The organism is Vreelandella lionensis (assembly GCF_002087295.1).
Taxonomy (GTDB): Bacteria; Pseudomonadota; Gammaproteobacteria; order Pseudomonadales; family Halomonadaceae; genus Vreelandella; species Vreelandella lionensis.
This window is the reverse complement of the sequence record NZ_MWVI01000099.1, coordinates 51,354-67,524: the sequence shown is the minus strand read 5'-3', so window position 1 is coordinate 67,524 and position 16,171 is coordinate 51,354. Positions and strand designations below refer to the sequence as shown.

Sequence of the window (16,171 nt, the reverse complement as noted above, 5' to 3'; positions counted from 1 at the left end):
TCATGAGCATTCTGGTACTTGCCGACCTGCATGAAGGTCAGTTAGCGGGCGCGACCGCTCACGTCGTCGCAGCGGCCCAGGCCATCGGTGGCGATATTGATGTGCTGGTCGCCGGTGAAGGCGTCCAGGCCGCCGCTGACGCGGCAGCCAAACTCGATGGCGTGCGTAAAGTACGCGTGGCAGATAACGCCGTCTACGCCCATCAGCTGGCCGAGCCCATGGCTGCGCGGCTGGTAGAGCTGGCAGGTGATTACACCCACGTACTGGCCAGCGCTTCCACCCCCGGTAAAAACGTCCTGCCGCGTCTGGCGGCTATGAAAGACGTCAGCCAGTTGTCGGATGTGATTGGCGTCGAAAGCGCCGATACCTTCCTGCGCCCGATTTATGCCGGTAACGCCATCGCCACGGTCAAAAGTGACGACGCGCTGACAGTCATTACCGTGCGCACCACCGCGTTCGATGCGGTGGGCCAGGGCGGCAGCGCAGCCGTGGAAGCGGTAGCGTTCGCCGCTGACAACAGCCAATCCAGCTTTGTCAAAGAAGAGCTGGCCCAGAGCGACCGCCCGGAACTCGGCGGTGCCAAGGTCGTCATCTCCGGTGGCCGTGGCATGGGTAACGGCGAGAACTTCAAGCTGCTGGATGGCATTGCCGACAAGCTGGGCGCGGCCATTGGCGCTTCTCGCGCGGCGGTAGACGCTGGCTTCGTACCCAACGACATGCAGGTGGGCCAAACCGGTAAGATCGTCGCGCCCGAGCTGTACATTGCGGTGGGTATTTCAGGTGCGATTCAGCACTTGGCGGGCATGAAAGACTCCAAGGTGATCGTCGCGATCAACAAAGACGACGAAGCGCCGATCTTCCAGGTCGCCGACTATGGCCTAGTGGGAGATTTGTTCGAGATCCTGCCGGAGCTGGAAAGCAAGCTGTAAGTTTAGGAGGCTGTCCGGACTAGCCCTACGACAAGCTGGGCGCGGCCATTGGCGCTTCGCGTGCGGCGGTCGATGCGGGCTTTGTTCCTAACGACATTCAGGTGGGTCAGACCGGTAAGATCGTCGCGCCTGAGCTTTACATTGCGGTGGGTATTTCAGGTGCGATTCAGCACTTGGCGGGCATGAAAGACTCCAAGGTGATCGTCGCCATCAACAAAGACGACGAAGCTCCGATCTTGCAGGTCGCCGACTATGGCCTAGTGGGGGATCTGTTCGAGATTCTGCCAGAGCTGGAAAGCAAGCTGTAAGTCATTGAACTTGCTGCCTGTCAAAAGCCGACTTCGCCAGAAGTCGGCTTTTTTATTGTGGGCGGGTTCGATAAACTGACAATAGTTGACTAAGGTGCTGGGACAAAGATTTGCCGCCGATGGTAAAAAATTGCCGGGGCGGTGGTTGAAAAGGGTGGAGTAAGACCACACCTAATGTAGTGAACGCAACAGAAGCCACTCAAGGAGAAGATAGCATGGCACATACCCTTCCTGAACTGCCGTACGCTTACGATGCTCTCGAGCCGAACATCGACGCGATGACGATGGAAATTCACCACTCTCGCCACCACAACACCTACGTCACCAACCTGAACGGTGCGCTGGAAGGCACCGGTCTAGAAGACGTTCCGGTGGAAGAGCTGGTGGCGAACTTGGATCGCGTACCCGAAGAGAAGCGCCAAGCTGTTATCAACAACGGTGGCGGCCACGCTAATCACTCCATGTTTTGGCAAATGATGTCACCCAACGGTGGCGGACAGCCGCATGGCGACGTGGCTAAAGCCATCGACGCAGAGCTGGGCGGTTTTGATGCATTCAAAGACGCCTTCAAAAAAGCCGCGCTGGGCCGTTTCGGCAGCGGCTGGGCGTGGTTGTCCGTCACGCCTGAGAAAAAGCTGGTCGTCGAAAATACCCTCAACCAAGATAGCCCGTTGATGCACGGCAACACGCCCGTACTCGGTCTGGATGTTTGGGAGCACGCTTACTACCTGAAGTTCCAGAACAAGCGTCCAGACTACGTGGATGCTTTCTTCAACGTGGTGAACTGGGAAGATGTCGAGCGCCGTTACCAAGCCGCCATCGCCTAATACTCACGCCCTGTGAGGGCGGTGTCAGCTACTGACACCGCTGGAAAACCGCTCCCTATCAGGGAGCGGTTTTTTTTGTCTCTGGGTATAGCGCTGGGCATGAGCTGTCCATAACCTGTGGATGAAAAAATACCATATATGCTGAAATTGATTTTCTCTTAGTCTATATATAGTATGCGTGGTGACTTTTAGAGAGGTAGAGCAAGCGCTGCGCACTACCTGAAAATTGCCGCTATGAAAAGGGGAAATAGCCATGGAAATCCAAATTTATAGCAAGCCTGCCTGTGTACAGTGTACTGCCACCTATCGCGCGCTGGATAAGCAAGGCCTTGAGTACACCGTCATCGACATTACCGCCGAAACGGGTGCTCAAGCAGAAGTCGAAGCGCTGGGTTACCGCCAGCTGCCTGTCGTGGTCGTCGGTGAAGAGCACTGGTCGGGCTTCCGTCCGGACCGCATCCAAGCGTTGGCGTAATCGTCACCCATGCACGCTGCTGACGTGGAAGCCGAGCAGGCAGGTACGCTGGTCTATTTTTCCACCAAGTCAGGCAACACCCATCGCTTTATTGAAAAGCTTGGTTTAAGTGCACAGCGGCTGCCGTTACATCGTGAAGCCCCGACGCTACGCATTGAGCAGCCCTACATATTGGTTACCCCCACCTACGGAGGTGGCTCGGCCAATGGGGCTGTGCCAAAGCAGGTTATTCGGTTTTTAAATGACGAGCACAACCGACACCTCTTACGAGGTGTCATTGCTGCTGGTAATACTAATTTTGGTGACGCATACGCTTTGGCGGGGCGAATCATTGCCCAAAAGTGCCAAGTGCCGCTGCTTTATCGTTTTGAATTGTTTGGTACCGATGACGATGTCGCCAAGGTCCGCAAAGGAGTAGAAGAGTTTTGGAAACGTCAAGCTCAGTCTCTAAGAACGTAGCTGCAAAAAACTCGGCAGATCAACGCCCTGCTGCGGGAGCCACCGAGGCGCGCACGCTGGATTACCATGCGCTGAATGCGATGTTGAACCTGTACGGTGCCAACGGCGAACTGCAGTTGGATAAAGACCGCGAAGCGGCGCGCCAGTACTTCTTGCAGCACGTCAATCAGAACACCGTGTTCTTCCACTCCTTGGAAGAGAAGTTGGACTACCTAGTGGAAGAGCAGTACTACGAAGCCGACGTGCTGGCGCAGTACAGCTTTACGTTTGTCAAAGCGCTGTTCGAGCAGGCGTATGCGTACAAATTCCGCTTCCCGAGCTTCTTGGGTGCGTTCAAGTACTACACCAGCTACACGCTCAAAACCTTCGACGGCAAACGTTATCTCGAGCGGTATGAAGACCGGGTTTGCATGGTGGCGCTCACGCTAGCGCGTGGCGATGAGGCGTTGGCCAAGTGGCTAGTCGACGAGATCATCAGCGGCCGTTTCCAGCCTGCGACGCCCACCTTCCTAAACTGTGGTAAGCGCCAGCGAGGCGAGCTGGTCTCTTGCTTCTTGCTGCGTATCGAAGACAATATGGAGTCCATCGGGCGTTCCATCAACTCCGCGCTGCAGCTCTCCAAGCGTGGCGGCGGCGTGGCCTTCCTGCTCAGCAACATTCGCGAATCCGGCGCGCCGATCAAGCGTATCGAGAACCAGTCGTCGGGCATCATTCCGATCATGAAACTGCTGGAAGACGCGTTCTCCTACGCCAATCAGCTAGGTGCGCGTCAAGGTGCCGGAGCGGTCTATCTCAACGCCCACCACGCGGACATTCTGCGCTTTTTGGACACCAAGCGTGAAAACGCGGACGAAAAAATCCGCATCAAAACGCTGTCGCTGGGCGTGACCATTCCCGATATCACGTTCGAGCTGGCCAAGCGCAACGATGATATGTACCTCTTCTCGCCCTACGATGTCGAGCGCGTCTACGGCGTGCCGTTTGGCGATATCAGTGTGACCGAGAAGTACCATGAAATGGTGGCCGACGCGCGTATTCGCAAGCACAAGATCAATGCTCGCGCCTTCTTCCAAACCCTGGCAGAGCTGCAGTTCGAGTCTGGCTATCCGTACATCATGTTTGAAGATACGGTCAACCGTGCCAACCCAATTGCTGGCCGTATCAATATGAGCAACCTCTGCTCTGAGATTCTGCAGGTTAATACGCCGACCGAGTATGACGACGACTTGGGCTACCGTCAGGTAGGGCAAGATACCTCTTGTAACCTCGGCTCGATGAACATCGCCAAGGTGATGGATTCCGGTGATATCGGCACCAGCGTCGAGATCGCCATTCGCGGTCTAACTGCCGTATCTGAAATGAGTAATCTGCGCAGCGTTCCCTCCATCGCCGAGGGTAATGCCAAATCGCGCGCCATCGGTCTTGGCCAGATGAACCTGCATGGCTTCCTGGCTCGCGAGCATATTTATTACGGCTCAGAAGAGGGGTTGGACTTCACGAACCTGTACTTCTACTGCGTTGCGTTCCATGCCATTCGTGCGTCGAACCAGTTGGCCATCGAACACGGTGAGACCTTTGCCGGGTTCGCAGACTCTACCTATGCATCGGGTACGTTCTTCGATAAGTACACCGACCAGGCGTGGCTGCCGCGTACCGAGAAAGTCCGTCAGCTTTTCGAGCGCAGCGGTATTGCACTGCCCACGCAAGACGATTGGCAAGCGCTGAAAGCCTCGGTGATGGCGCACGGCCTATACAACCGTAACCTTCAAGCGGTACCGCCGACTGGTTCTATCTCGTACATCAACCACTCCACCTCCAGCATTCACCCGGTGGCGGCGAAGATCGAGATCCGTAAAGAGGGCAAGCTGGGTCGCGTTTACTACCCAGCGCCATTCTTGAACGAAGCGAATTTCGGTTACTTCCAGGATGCTTACGAAATCGGCCCTGAAAAAATTATCGATACCTACGCGGAGGCGTCCAAGCACGTTGACCAAGGCCTCTCGTTGACGCTGTTCTTCCCGGACACGGCCACCACGCGGGATATCAACAAGGCGCAAATTTACGCATGGCGTAAAGGTATTAAGACGCTTTACTACATTCGCTTACGCCAAAGTGCGCTTGAGGGCACCGAGGTAGAGGGTTGCGTCTCCTGTACGCTGTAACCTCGGATACGCTTTTAAGAAGATGTTTGTGAGAGAACTCTGATGACGATGATGCAACGTTTGTCGCGAGTGAATGCGATTAACTGGAACCGCCTTCAAGACGATAAAGACCTTGAGGTATGGAACCGTCTGACCAGTAACTTCTGGTTGCCGGAAAAAGTGCCGCTCTCTAATGATATTCAGTCGTGGAACACGCTGACGCAGCAAGAGAAGCAGCTTACTATCCGCGTATTTACGGGCCTGACGCTGCTGGACACCATTCAAAGCAGCGTGGGTGCGCCTGTGCTGATGGAAGATGCCCGCACTCCTCATGAAGAAGCGGTATACACCAATATCGCCTTTATGGAGTCCGTGCATGCGCGCTCCTACAGCTCGATTTTCTCGACGCTGTGTGCAACGCGTGATGTAGACGACGCGTTCCGCTGGAGTGAGGAAAATCCGACGCTACAGATGAAGTCGGAGCTCATCCTGAAGCGCTACCGCTCGGACGACCCGCTGATGCGCAAGGTGGCGAGCGTTTTCCTGGAGTCGTTCCTGTTCTACTCGGGCTTCTACTTGCCCATGTACTGGTCCAGCCATGCCAAGCTGACCAACACGGCCGACTTGATTCGTTTGATCATTCGTGATGAAGCGGTGCACGGTTACTACGTGGGCTACAAATTCCAGCAGGCGCTGGCAGAAGAGACGCCCGAGCGACAGCAGGAAGTCAAAGATTACGCTTACGAGCTGCTGCTGGAGCTTTACGACAACGAAGTTCGCTACACCGAGTCGCTGTATGATGAAGTGGGTCTGTCGGAAGATGTGAAGAAATTCCTTCACTACAACGCCAACAAAGCCCTGATGAACTTGGGCTTTGAGCCGCTGTTCCCCAGCAGCGTGACGGACGTTGACCCGACGATCATGGCCGCACTGTCACCCAGCGCGGATGAGAACCACGACTTCTTCTCAGGGTCTGGCTCTTCCTATGTCATTGGTAAAGCGGTCGCCACAGAAGACGACGACTGGGCGTTTTAAGCACTGCTGTCGTTACGTTCTCTACGGGAGCTTATGGCTCCCGTTTTTTATGCGCGCAACTCCCGCCAGACTGTTGGTGGATGTTAATGATAAATATTGTCATTTATTCTATTAGTGTTACGCTATACACTGCACGCGTTAAACGCAAATCGTTCTTATACCTAATGAGTTTTAGCGCGCCGTTCGTGAGGGCGCGTTAAGCAGTGACGGAGACATAACGTGCTGAAAAGGCCTTTCTTTGCCTTGCGTGGGTGCTGGCTTGCCGGAGTGCTGACCAGCGGTACGCTGATGGCAAGTGATGAGACAATGGATCAAGCGGCCCAAAGTGTCGAGGCCCAGCAAACCCAGTCTGAACTGCAGCAGCAAATTAACAGCGCGGATGAAGCTACGCGTTCCGCCATTGAAGAGTTGCGCCGCCTAGAGCGGGAAACCCGCCAGATGGAAACTACTAACGCAACGCTCAGTAGCCGCCTGGCTAGCGAAGCCGAGCGCCAGCAGCGATTAAGCCAAGCGCTTGATACGTTAAGCGATACCCGTGATGCGCTGCCCATGATTGAGCAGGACATGGCCGAGCAGCTAGCCCGTTGGATCGAGTCAGATCTACCTTTCTTAACCGATGAACGCCTCGCCCGGGTGGAATCCGCCGGTAATCCCGAGGCAGGCAGCGCTGAACGCATTGCCAGCTTGCTCGAAGCCTGGCGCGCTGAGCTGGCCTATGGCCGTGAAGTGGATAGTTGGCGAGGCCGGTTGGTGATGGAGGGAGCGTCGCCAAGAGAGGTGGAGTACCTGCGCATTGGCCGTATTGGCTTTTACTACCTGACGCCCGATGGTCGCGAAGGTGGCGTATGGGATAAAGAGAGCGGTGAATGGCTGGCGTTAGACGAACCCGCTCGCCGTCAGGTACGCAACGGCCTGCGCATCGTTAATGATCAGCGCACGCCGGAGCTTCTGCAACTACCACTTTCTATTACTGCCAATGACCAAGGGGGCCAGCCATGAGTCTATTCTCTCGCCCAAAAGCATGGCTTTGCCTAACGTTACTGGTTGGCACATTAACGAGCAGCGCTGCCATGGCCCAAAGCGATGAACTTGGGTCGCTAAGGGAGGCCCGAGAGGCTGCCCAAGCGCGTGATCAGGCGCGGCTGCAGTCATTCTTAGAAGATCAAGATGGCCTGGAAGCCGCCTTGGAGGAAGCACGCGCTGCCCATGAGGCGGCTGAAGAAGAGCAGGCAGCCCTTGAAGCGCAGCAGGATGAGCAAAGCGAGCAGGCCCAAGCGCTTGCCCAGCGGCAAGAGGAGCAGGGAGAAGCGTTAACCTCATTGCTAGCAGATCTTGCCCGTCACAGTGAAGAAATTCGCAATGAGCTAGGCGGCGATAGCTGGCTAACGCTAGAGGCAGATGCGCTGCCGCCGCGCCTTAATGATGTCGACGTTCTGGAGCGCTCACAAATTGAGGCCGTGGTAGATAGCCTGGCAACGCTCACTGTGAATACCGGTCGTGCCGAGCGTCTCGAGCTGCCGGTGGCGGATGCAAGCGGCGACATAGAGTCACATAGCGTCGTGCGGCTGGGTGATTTTGCTGCCTTTACCGAGTCTGCGCTGCTTAGAAAGGGGCAAGACGCAGAGAGCAGCCTCGCCGAAGTGCCGCGCACGCCAACAGCAATCAGCGACCTGTTAGCGGCTTACCATCAGGGCGAGAGCCGTGAATTTGCCATTGACCCCACGCAAGGCAGTGTTCTGGAAGCGTTGGCGCAACAGCCCACGCTCTGGGAGCGCTTTCAGCAAGGAGGCTACGTCGGTTACGTCGTTGTCGTGCTCGGTGGTATCGGGCTGCTGGTTGCGTTAGCTCAGTATATTTACCTACTGACGGTGAGTGCGCGTGTGCGCCGCCAGCGCCAAAACTTGGATCAGCCAAGCAAAGATAATCCGCTTGGTCGCGTGTTAGAACGCTTTAAAGAGATGGATAAGCACCAAACGCCAGAAGCGCTCGAAGCGAGGCTAGATGAGGCGGTGCTGGCCGAGTTGCCGAAGATTGAGCGTGGTCAGCCTATCGTTAAATTACTGGCCGCCATTGCACCTCTGCTGGGGCTACTGGGTACCGTGACAGGCATGATCGTGACCTTCCAAGCCATTACGGTATTTGGAACGGGCGACCCGCAGCTAATGGCTGGCGGTATCAGCCAGGCGTTGGTGACCACTGTGCTGGGCTTGGTAACCGCTGTGCCGCTGCTGTTTGCCCAAACGGCACTCTCTAGTCGCAGCCGTTTTATTACTCAGGTGATTGAAGGCGAAGCCAGCGCTACGTTGGCCGACCATCTGGAAGCGCAGTCCACTCTTTCTGGGCAAACGGTGAACTAGCATGCCGACCTTACCCCTTTGGCTAGAGCCAGTAGAGCGGCTGTTAGAGGCGGGCGGCGCTGTGCTAGTCGTGCTTGCGCTGGTGGCGGTGGTGGTGTTCGCCATGGCGATTGAGCGCTGGTGGTACTACCGTATCAGTTGGCGGCGCGCGCGCCATGAACTGGTTCGTCGCTGGGCAGCCCGAAGCGACCACCGCAGTTGGAGTGCGCGTACGCTACGTCATGTATGGAGTGCGGCCTTGGTAGCCAAGCTTCGCCGCCCACGGCCCTGGATCAAGCTGCTGGTGGTGCTCTGTCCGCTATTGGGGCTGTTGGGCACCGTCACCGGTATGATCGCCGTTTTTGATAGCCTTTCGATGAGTGATACCCACCAAGCCAGGGCCATGGCCGATGGCGTTGCCCGGGCAACGCTGCCTACCTTAACGGGAATGGCCATTGCGGTCGTGGGTATGCTGTTTATTAGCCGTTTAGAGCACGTTATCCGTCGTGAAGACCAGCGTTTGCATGACCGCTTAGCGCGTGCCTTGGAGGAGAGTGATGCGTAGACGCCGTTCTATAGAGGCTGCCGACGACAGCAATGAGGTGAACTTAACGCCGATGCTGGATGTGGTGTTCATTATGCTGATCTTCTTTATCGTCACGACCAGCTTTATCAAGGAGAGCGGGGTGGAGATTGACCGCCCCGAAGCGTCGGCGGCCACACCCCGCCCCGATGCTCAGGTGCTGATTGCTGTCACGCCGGAAGGAGCGGTATGGGTAGATGGCCAGCCGGTAGATCTACATCGTGTTGGCCAGAGGTGGCCGGAATGCTCAGTGGTGAAGGGTCGGTGGTTATTCAAGCCGATCGAGAGTCCACCACGGGTGTGCTGATTGAGGTTATGGATCGTCTCCAGCAGGCAGGGGTCGAGCAGGTCGCCGTGGCAGCGAGCCGGCGCGCGCCATGATGCGTCATGCGTTGTCGATGCTAGGCGGTATTGCCCTGGCCGTTGGACTCTTCTGGATGCTGGCGCTGCTGGTGGCACCACCTGAACAGCAAGTCGATGAGCCCATTATGACGATGTCCATGACCATGGTGGAAGCACCGGAGGTGGCGCCCGAACAGGAGGCACCGCCTCCCGCGCCTGCGCAAGCAGCACCCGCGCCTCCGCCCATGCCGACTCCCGCGCCTGCACCAGTGGCCACCAGTACGATTGCGTTACCCGAGGTAGAGCTGCCTGACGCGCCGGTAGAGCCCGTCGAGTTGGAAAGCGAGCTGCCCGAGCTGACCGAGGCTCAGCCCAAACCCACACCGCGGCCACAGCCAGCTCCTGACCCTGCGCCGGACCCCCCGCCCGAGCCAGCAGAAACGGCAGCGCCATCCCCTGAGCCCGCCGCTGCCCAGCGCGACGCAGCACCGGCCGCTGAGCCTGCGCCCTCCAATGAACCGGTGAGCGTTGGGCAGGTGGCGCCGACGAATCGCGTTAACCCGTCGTATCCACCCCGTGCTCAGCGTCGTGGCATGGAGGGGTTTGTGGAGGTGGAGTTCGTCATTCAGCGTAACGGTAGTGTCGACGGTAGCTCTATTCGGGTGATCAATGCCCAGCCTCGTCGGGTCTTCGAAGACGCCGCCCGCGAAGCGATTGCGCGTTGGCAGTTCGAACCCAGCCAGCAGCTACGTCGCGCCACCCAGCGTATTGAGTTCCAGTTAAGGTAGCGGTGACATGTCTCGTAGAGAAAAATCGCCAAGCAGGCCAGTGAACGATATTAGCCGGGGGAAGGGGATGCAGCGTTGGGTCGCCATCATGTTACTGAGCGCTATGAGCGCTACTGCCGTGGCCAATGAGCCGCTGCCCGGTGACATTATTCAAGACCTGAACGGGTTGCAAAGCCAGTTAGCAAGCCAAGCAAGCCAAGCAAGCCAAGCAAGCGGTTCGGCAGATCCAGAGGTGTTAAGCCGTATTATTAGCCATGCGCGCTCTCAGTCTGAGCGGTTGGCTGGCGGTAACCGGGCCGACCAGTGGGCCAGTGCGCTTTATCACCAGTTAGCGGCAAGCGCCCTTGTGCGCCGGGGGGAAAACCTTGCGGCCGCCGATGAACTGGCCAGCGCTCGCCAACGCCCGAGCGTTCCCGATAGCCAGGTACGCCGCTGGCTGCGCGATGAGGCGTCGCTGCGCCGTGCAGCCGGAGAGCGTGATGAGGCCATTGCTCTGTTCGAACAGTGGTTGTCAGAGTCCTCGGGCAATGAGCGTTACGCAGAAACGGCGTGGCTGTTGGTGCGAATGCTGGCCGAAGAGGAGCGCTGGGAGGCTGCGTTAGAGTGGCTGGTGCCGCTGCTAGAGCAAGGGGATCTCAGCGCTGAACAACAAACGCTCACGAATGTTGTGCTACGGCACACAGGAGAGAATGAGCAGGCGCTAAGTTGGCTGTTGAAGGGCTTAAACGCTGAGAGCGAAGCCGATGCATGGCGTCAGGCAGCCGGGCTTGCCCAGCAGGCAGGCCAGTTGGGCGTAGCAGCCGCCGTCTGGGAGGCGGCATGGCAGTTAGGCAAGCTCTCGACCCCAGATGAGCGCCTTACTCTTATCCAGCTTCATCTGGCAGGCGGGACCCCCGCCCGTGCCGGGGAGCATTTAGAGGCAGCGCTTGAGGCAGGCGAGCTTCCTAGCAACGAAGAGACGTTGCGCTTGCGAGCGACGGCCTGGCAGCAGGCGAAACATATTGATAATGCCTTGGGCGCTTGGCAAGCGCTCGCTGAAGTAACGCAATCAGCCGATGACTGGCGCCAACTGGGTCAACTTGCTTATGGGTGGGGGAGAAATGAGCAAGCAGAGGCGGCGCTTACAACCGCTGCTAATCTTGGGGATACCCAAGCGGAAGAGTGGCTGGCCAATTTTCGTTGATAAGAAAAGCCCCTTCGCTAAACAAGGGGCAGGCTGTTTTCTTGTTACTGAATTTTCTTGCTAATTGCTTCACATACTACTGAGTAACAGGGAGCGTTAATGTAAAGTCGCTCCAGGTTGGGGCGTGGTCGGAGGGGCGCTCCATACCGCGTAGCGGGTAATCGATGCCTGCGCCTGTCACGCACTCGGCCAAAGGCTTTGAGACGAGAATGTAGTCGATACGCAGGCCGCGCTTTGGCTCTCGATCAAACCCTTTAGAACGGTAGTCAAACCAACTGAACCACTCGCTGTTATTAGGGTGGCACAGCCGGTAGCTGTCGCTAAGCCCCCACGCTTTAATGCCTTCCAGCCACTCACGCTCAATGGGCTGGAAGCTGGTTTTACCTTCGCGTAGCCAGCGTTTACGGTTGGCTTCGCCAATGCCTATATCCTGGTCTTCCGGTGAGATATTAAAATCACCCATGACCGCCAGCCGCTCTTCAGGAGCATGCTGGGTATTAAGCAGGTGTGCGAGCTGTTGATAAAAGCGTGCTTTGTGCGGAAACTTGGTGGGGTGATCAATGCTCTCGCCTTGCGGAAAGTAGCCGTTCCACACAGTGACCGCTTCGCCATCGTCGGCGAGAAGCTTGACGCCAATCATGCGGCGCTGCGCATCCTCTTCATCATCTGGAAAACCGTAAAACACCGCCTGCGGCTGTTGGCGGCACAGTAACGCAACGCCGTAATGCCCTTTCTGGCCATAATAGAAGACGTGATAGCCCATGGCTTCTACGTCAGCCACGGGGAATTCACTATCCTGCACTTTGGTTTCTTGTAAGCCAATGACATCAGGTTGTTGAGTGTCGATCAGCGCTTGAAGCTGATGTAGCCGTGCCCGAATGCCATTGATATTAAACGACACCAAACGCATTACGAAGGGTCTCCTGATGAGTTGTCGCCCCCTTTGTCAGGGTGAATCGCAATCGGTTGGCCACTTTGCTGGCGCGCTAGTTTACGCACGGCTTGTAGTTTGCGCTGCTGCTGCTTTTTAGCCACAAAGCGGCGCGATGAGTCACCTGCTCAGGGTTCTCATGGCGCCACTTTTTATAATCTTTGCGGCGACCAGTGCGGATAGTCACTTTATCCGCTAATGAACGAGTCTTTTTCTTACGCGTCATGTCGCGCTCCTTGGGTTAATGTATGCCTCATTCTAACAGGCAAGCGTGCTCCTTCGACAGCAGGGCGCGCTCTTATCGCCAACCCCTGGTACAATGCGCACTTCGTGATGCCTAACATCCACAGCAATGGACAGATACACAGCCTATGAGCGAGTCGGAACAGACCACAGCATCGGCCCAGAACCGCAAGCCTAAACGTCGTCGTCGGAACCCGCGTCGCCGCCAGTCGAACTGGGATCTTCGTCAGTTTCAGGTGCCCGCCGTTGCCGGCAAGTGGCGCTTCCATGACTTTGATCTGCCGCTGCCCTTGATGCGCGCTATTCATGCCCAAGGGTTTGAGTACTGCACGCCCATTCAGGCGGAAGCACTGCGCCACACGCTGTTAGGTGGCGATATTGTCGGTAAAGCGCAAACGGGCACCGGGAAAACCGCCGCCTTTTTGATCTCCGTGTTGGCCTATTTTCTCGAAGAACCCACACCGGCGGGCCAAAAGCCGGGGGCTCCCCGCGCGCTGATCATCGCGCCGACCCGTGAGTTGGCGCTGCAAATCGAGAAAGACGCCAAGGCGCTTGCGCGCTTTACTCAGCTTAATGTCGCCAGTGTCGTCGGCGGCATGGATTATCAAAAACAGCGCGATAGCCTGAGCAAGAAGATCGATATCCTGGTCGCCACGCCTGGACGCCTGCTGGACTTCCATCAGAAGCGTGATATCGACCTCTCTGAAACCGAAGTGCTGGTGCTCGACGAGGCGGACCGTATGCTCTCCATGGGGTTCAGCCCCGACGTGAAGCGCATTGTTCGCTACACGCCGAAAAAAGAGGAGCGCCAAACGTTCCTGTTCTCGGCCACCTTCACCGACGATATTCTCAATCTGGCGAGCCAATGGACGCTTGATCCGGCGCATGTCGAGATCGAAGTGACCGTCGAGAATCAGGCGGATATCGACCAGCGCGTCTATCTTGTCTCCGATGACGATAAGCAGCGGCTGCTGGTGAAGCTACTGGAGCAGGAGAGCTTTGAGCGCGTCATGGTCTTCGGTAACCGCCGTGATTTGGTGCGCAAGCTTGACGATCTGCTGAAAAAAGCGGGTGTCAGCGCGGCTATGCTGTCCGGTGATGTGCCTCAAAACCAGCGTATTAAAACGCTGGAAAGCTTCCGCGAGGGAGAGATTCAGGTACTGGTTGCCACCGATGGTGCGGGTAGCGGTATCCATATTGAAGACGTCAGCCACGTTATCAACTACACGCTGCCAGAAGACCCTGAAGATTACGTCCACCGTATTGGCCGTACTGGCCGCGCGGGCGCCAAAGGGGTCTCCATCAGCTTTGTTGGTGAAGAAGACGCCTTCTCACTGCCAGAGATTGAGCGCTACATTAACGGTAAGCTGCCCTGCGAACATCCGCCGGAAGGCATGCTGTAACGGGCATGCTGGATAACGCGCTTAAAAACGATATTCAGCAGGCCTACCGTAACGTGGTGGAAAAGCTAGGGCTGACACCACGCTACGGGCAGCGCTTAATGATTGCTGAAATCGCCCGCACCCTAGGTGATATCGAGTGCGACAGCGAGGGAAAGCGCGTTAGCGATAGCCACGTTTGCGTGCTGGAAGCCGGTACCGGCACGGGCAAGACGCTGGCTTATCTCATTGCAGGGCTGCCCATAGCCAAGGCGCAAGGCAAACGGCTCATTGTCTCCACGGCCACCGTTGCCCTTCAAGAGCACGTGTTGAATCAAGACCTGCCGTCGCTGGCTAGCCATAGCGGTGTTGCCTTTCGCTATGCGCTAGCGAAAGGTCGCGGCCGTTACGTCTGCGTGGCGCGGCTGGATCAAGCGCTGGAGGGTAGTGAGCCCAACCCAACGCTTTCGCTGTTCGAGCAATCCCTTCAAGCTGATAGCAGCGACTTTAACGTACTGGCCACCGATATGGCGGAGGCCTACGGTAAAGGCGAGTGGGAAGGCGATCGCGATACCTGGCCGGTGTCTATCGAAGACAGCCACTGGCGTCAGCTGACGGTGGATCATCGCCAGTGCACCGGTCGCCGTTGCGGGCATTTTGGTGCCTGCGCCTTTTTCCGCTCTCGTCGAGAGTTGGAAAATGCGGATGTTATCGTTGCTAACCACGACCTCGTGCTGGCGGATCTTGCCCTTGGGGGTGGTGCGATTCTGCCAGACCCTGCCGACTGCATCTTTATTTTCGATGAAGGTCAACACCTGCCGGATAAGGCGCTGTCCCATTTCGCCCACCGCTTTGCGGTGCACGGCTGTCTGCGCTGGCTAAAAACCCTGAAAAGTAGTTTGACGGATTTGAACCAGGGCCGGGCGGTACAGCCCACCATTGCTCGCTTACTGGCAGGGCTGCCTGAGCTGCTGCATAGCTTGGATCCTGTCCTGGGTGACGTGTTTATCATGGGGCATCAGCTGGCAGGGCGTGAAAATGGTCTGGCAGATGAAGAGGCGACCCATCAGCAGCGTTTTGAAAAAGGCCAAGTGCCCGACGCGCTGCGCGAACAGGCGCAGCAGCTGCTAGTCATGTTTGCCACCCTGTCGAGAAGTCTAGAAAGCATTAGCGATATTCTGCGCGAAAGCCTGGACCCGGATAAACAGACCGGCCTGGACCGTGACCAGGCGGAAACGTGGCTGCCTCTAATAGCGTTGCTCCATGGTCGCGCCCTGGAGGCTCATGCGCTGTGGCAAGCGTTTAGTGAACAGGATGACGCCAATGCGCCGCCCAGCGCACGGTGGATAACGCTCAGTCGTGTGGCGGGCGAACCAGAGATTGAGTTCTCAGCAAGCCCGGTTTCTGCAGCGCACACGCTTGCCAAGCACCTATGGGGGCGCTGCCACGGGGCGGTTGTCACTTCGGCAACGCTCACGGCGCTTGGTCGTTTTGAGCGCCTGCAGGAGCGGGCTGGTTTAGCTAACCGCTACCGTTATCAGGCGCTTCCTAGCCCGTTTGATTACGCCAATGCGGTTCTGCGGGTGCCCGCAGAGGCAACGGACCCCAGTGACCGGGATGCCCATGAGAACGCCATTGTGCGCTTTGTGTCGCAGCTAGGTGAGAAGGAGGCGGTACTGGTGCTGTTTTCCTCTCGCGCTCAGCTACGTGCGGTGGAAAAGGCTCTGCCTGCTGCGGCAAAAGAGCGCATCTTGGCGCAAGACGCGCTGCCCAAACGAGAACTCATCGAGCGACACAGAGCGGCGGTGGATAGCGGTAAGGGCAGCGTGATTTTCGGCTTAGCTAGCTTTGCCGAGGGTATCGATTTGCCGGGGGATTATCTCACCCACGTGGTGATTACCCGGCTGCCGTTTGCGGTGCCGGATGACCCCGTTGGGGCAACGCTTGCCGAATGGATCGAGAGCCAGGGCGGTAACCCGTTTATGCGCATTAGCGTACCGGATGCTTCGATTAAACTGGTGCAGGCGTGTGGTCGTTTAATCCGTAAAGAGAACGATCGGGGAGTCATTACGCTGCTGGATCGGCGGTTGATTACGCGCCGCTATGGCCAGGCGCTATTAGATGCGTTGCCGCCTTTCAGGCGCGATATACAGGCATAGGTGATAGGGGCGTTAGGTTCTGGCAATAAAAAACGCCCGCTAAGCAGCGCTCA

At 57.2% G+C, this 16,171-nt stretch carries 14 protein-coding genes and 3 pseudogenes; 15 read left to right on the top strand and 2 right to left on the bottom strand.

Annotated elements, in window-relative coordinates; translation table 11 throughout:
* Positions 1–2: 2 nt before the first annotated feature.
* From B4967_RS16340 to B4967_RS16280, 13 genes and pseudogenes are all read left to right on the top strand, one after another.
* Positions 3–929, top strand: a complete 927-nt coding sequence (locus B4967_RS16340; protein ID WP_083026358.1) for an electron transfer flavoprotein subunit alpha/FixB family protein — start codon at positions 3–5, stop codon at positions 927–929.
* 29 nt (positions 930–958) lie between these two features.
* Positions 959–1,237: pseudogene (locus B4967_RS16335) on the top strand (FAD-binding protein); the annotation flags it as partial.
* A 215-nt stretch (positions 1,238–1,452) separates the two neighbouring features.
* Positions 1,453–2,064 carry a superoxide dismutase gene (locus tag B4967_RS16330; protein ID WP_044630796.1) on the top strand — a complete coding sequence of 204 codons (612 nt, stop codon included), beginning with the start codon at positions 1,453–1,455 and terminating at the stop codon, positions 2,062–2,064.
* Positions 2,065–2,317: 253 nt separating this feature from the next.
* On the top strand, positions 2,318–2,539 hold the full coding sequence (gene nrdH, locus B4967_RS16325) for a glutaredoxin-like protein NrdH (protein ID WP_044630795.1): 222 nt from the start codon (positions 2,318–2,320) through the stop codon (positions 2,537–2,539).
* A gap of 9 nt (positions 2,540–2,548) precedes the next feature.
* On the top strand, positions 2,549–2,998 hold the full coding sequence (gene nrdI / locus B4967_RS16320) for a class Ib ribonucleoside-diphosphate reductase assembly flavoprotein NrdI (RefSeq protein ID WP_044630794.1): 450 nt from the start codon (positions 2,549–2,551) through the stop codon (positions 2,996–2,998).
* Positions 2,965–5,160: a class 1b ribonucleoside-diphosphate reductase subunit alpha gene (gene nrdE / locus B4967_RS16315; protein ID WP_083026357.1), complete on the top strand. Its 2,196-nt coding sequence runs from the start codon at positions 2,965–2,967 to the stop codon at positions 5,158–5,160. Before nrdI ends, nrdE begins: the two co-directional genes overlap by 34 nt.
* Before the next feature lie 42 nt (positions 5,161–5,202).
* Positions 5,203–6,174 (top strand): class 1b ribonucleoside-diphosphate reductase subunit beta, encoded by a 972-nt coding sequence (gene nrdF, locus B4967_RS16310; protein WP_044630793.1) that lies wholly within the window; start codon positions 5,203–5,205, stop codon positions 6,172–6,174.
* 219 nt (positions 6,175–6,393) lie between these two features.
* Entirely contained in the window at positions 6,394–7,173 is a 780-nt protein-coding gene (locus B4967_RS16305; protein ID WP_044628393.1) for a DUF3450 domain-containing protein, read from the top strand.
* Positions 7,170–8,531: a MotA/TolQ/ExbB proton channel family protein gene (locus B4967_RS16300; protein WP_044628392.1), complete on the top strand. Its 1,362-nt coding sequence runs from the start codon at positions 7,170–7,172 to the stop codon at positions 8,529–8,531. The genes B4967_RS16305 and B4967_RS16300 overlap by 4 nt, the downstream gene beginning before the upstream one ends.
* 1 nt (position 8,532) lies before the next feature.
* Entirely contained in the window at positions 8,533–9,075 is a 543-nt protein-coding gene (locus tag B4967_RS16295; protein WP_083026355.1) for a MotA/TolQ/ExbB proton channel family protein, read from the top strand.
* Positions 9,068–9,474: pseudogene (locus B4967_RS16290) on the top strand (ExbD/TolR family protein). Before B4967_RS16295 ends, B4967_RS16290 begins: the two are co-directional and overlap by 8 nt.
* Positions 9,471–10,223 carry an energy transducer TonB gene (locus tag B4967_RS16285; protein ID WP_083026353.1) on the top strand — a complete coding sequence of 251 codons (753 nt, stop codon included), beginning with the start codon at positions 9,471–9,473 and terminating at the stop codon, positions 10,221–10,223. The pseudogene B4967_RS16290 and the gene B4967_RS16285 overlap by 4 nt, the downstream one beginning before the upstream one ends.
* A 7-nt stretch (positions 10,224–10,230) precedes the next feature.
* Entirely contained in the window at positions 10,231–11,406 is a 1,176-nt protein-coding gene (locus B4967_RS16280) for a hypothetical protein (protein ID WP_340638800.1), read from the top strand.
* A 76-nt stretch (positions 11,407–11,482) separates the two neighbouring features.
* On the opposite strand, the gene xthA is transcribed toward B4967_RS16280, so the two are convergent.
* Positions 11,483–12,316, bottom strand: a complete 834-nt coding sequence (xthA, locus tag B4967_RS16275) for an exodeoxyribonuclease III (protein ID WP_054644951.1) — start codon at positions 12,314–12,316, stop codon at positions 11,483–11,485.
* Positions 12,316–12,563 (bottom strand): annotated as a pseudogene (locus B4967_RS16270) (hypothetical protein). The gene xthA and the pseudogene B4967_RS16270 overlap by 1 nt, the downstream one beginning before the upstream one ends.
* Positions 12,564–12,708: 145 nt before the next feature.
* Between B4967_RS16270 and rhlB the strand changes: the two are divergent.
* The gene (gene rhlB / locus B4967_RS16265) at positions 12,709–13,983 is read left to right on the top strand and encodes an ATP-dependent RNA helicase RhlB (RefSeq protein ID WP_083026352.1); all 1,275 of its coding nucleotides are present in this window, start codon (positions 12,709–12,711) and stop codon (positions 13,981–13,983) included.
* Between the two features lie 5 nt (positions 13,984–13,988).
* Positions 13,989–16,118 carry an ATP-dependent DNA helicase DinG gene (dinG, locus tag B4967_RS16260; protein ID WP_083026350.1) on the top strand — a complete coding sequence of 710 codons (2,130 nt, stop codon included), beginning with the start codon at positions 13,989–13,991 and terminating at the stop codon, positions 16,116–16,118.
* Positions 16,119–16,171 lie beyond the last annotated feature (53 nt).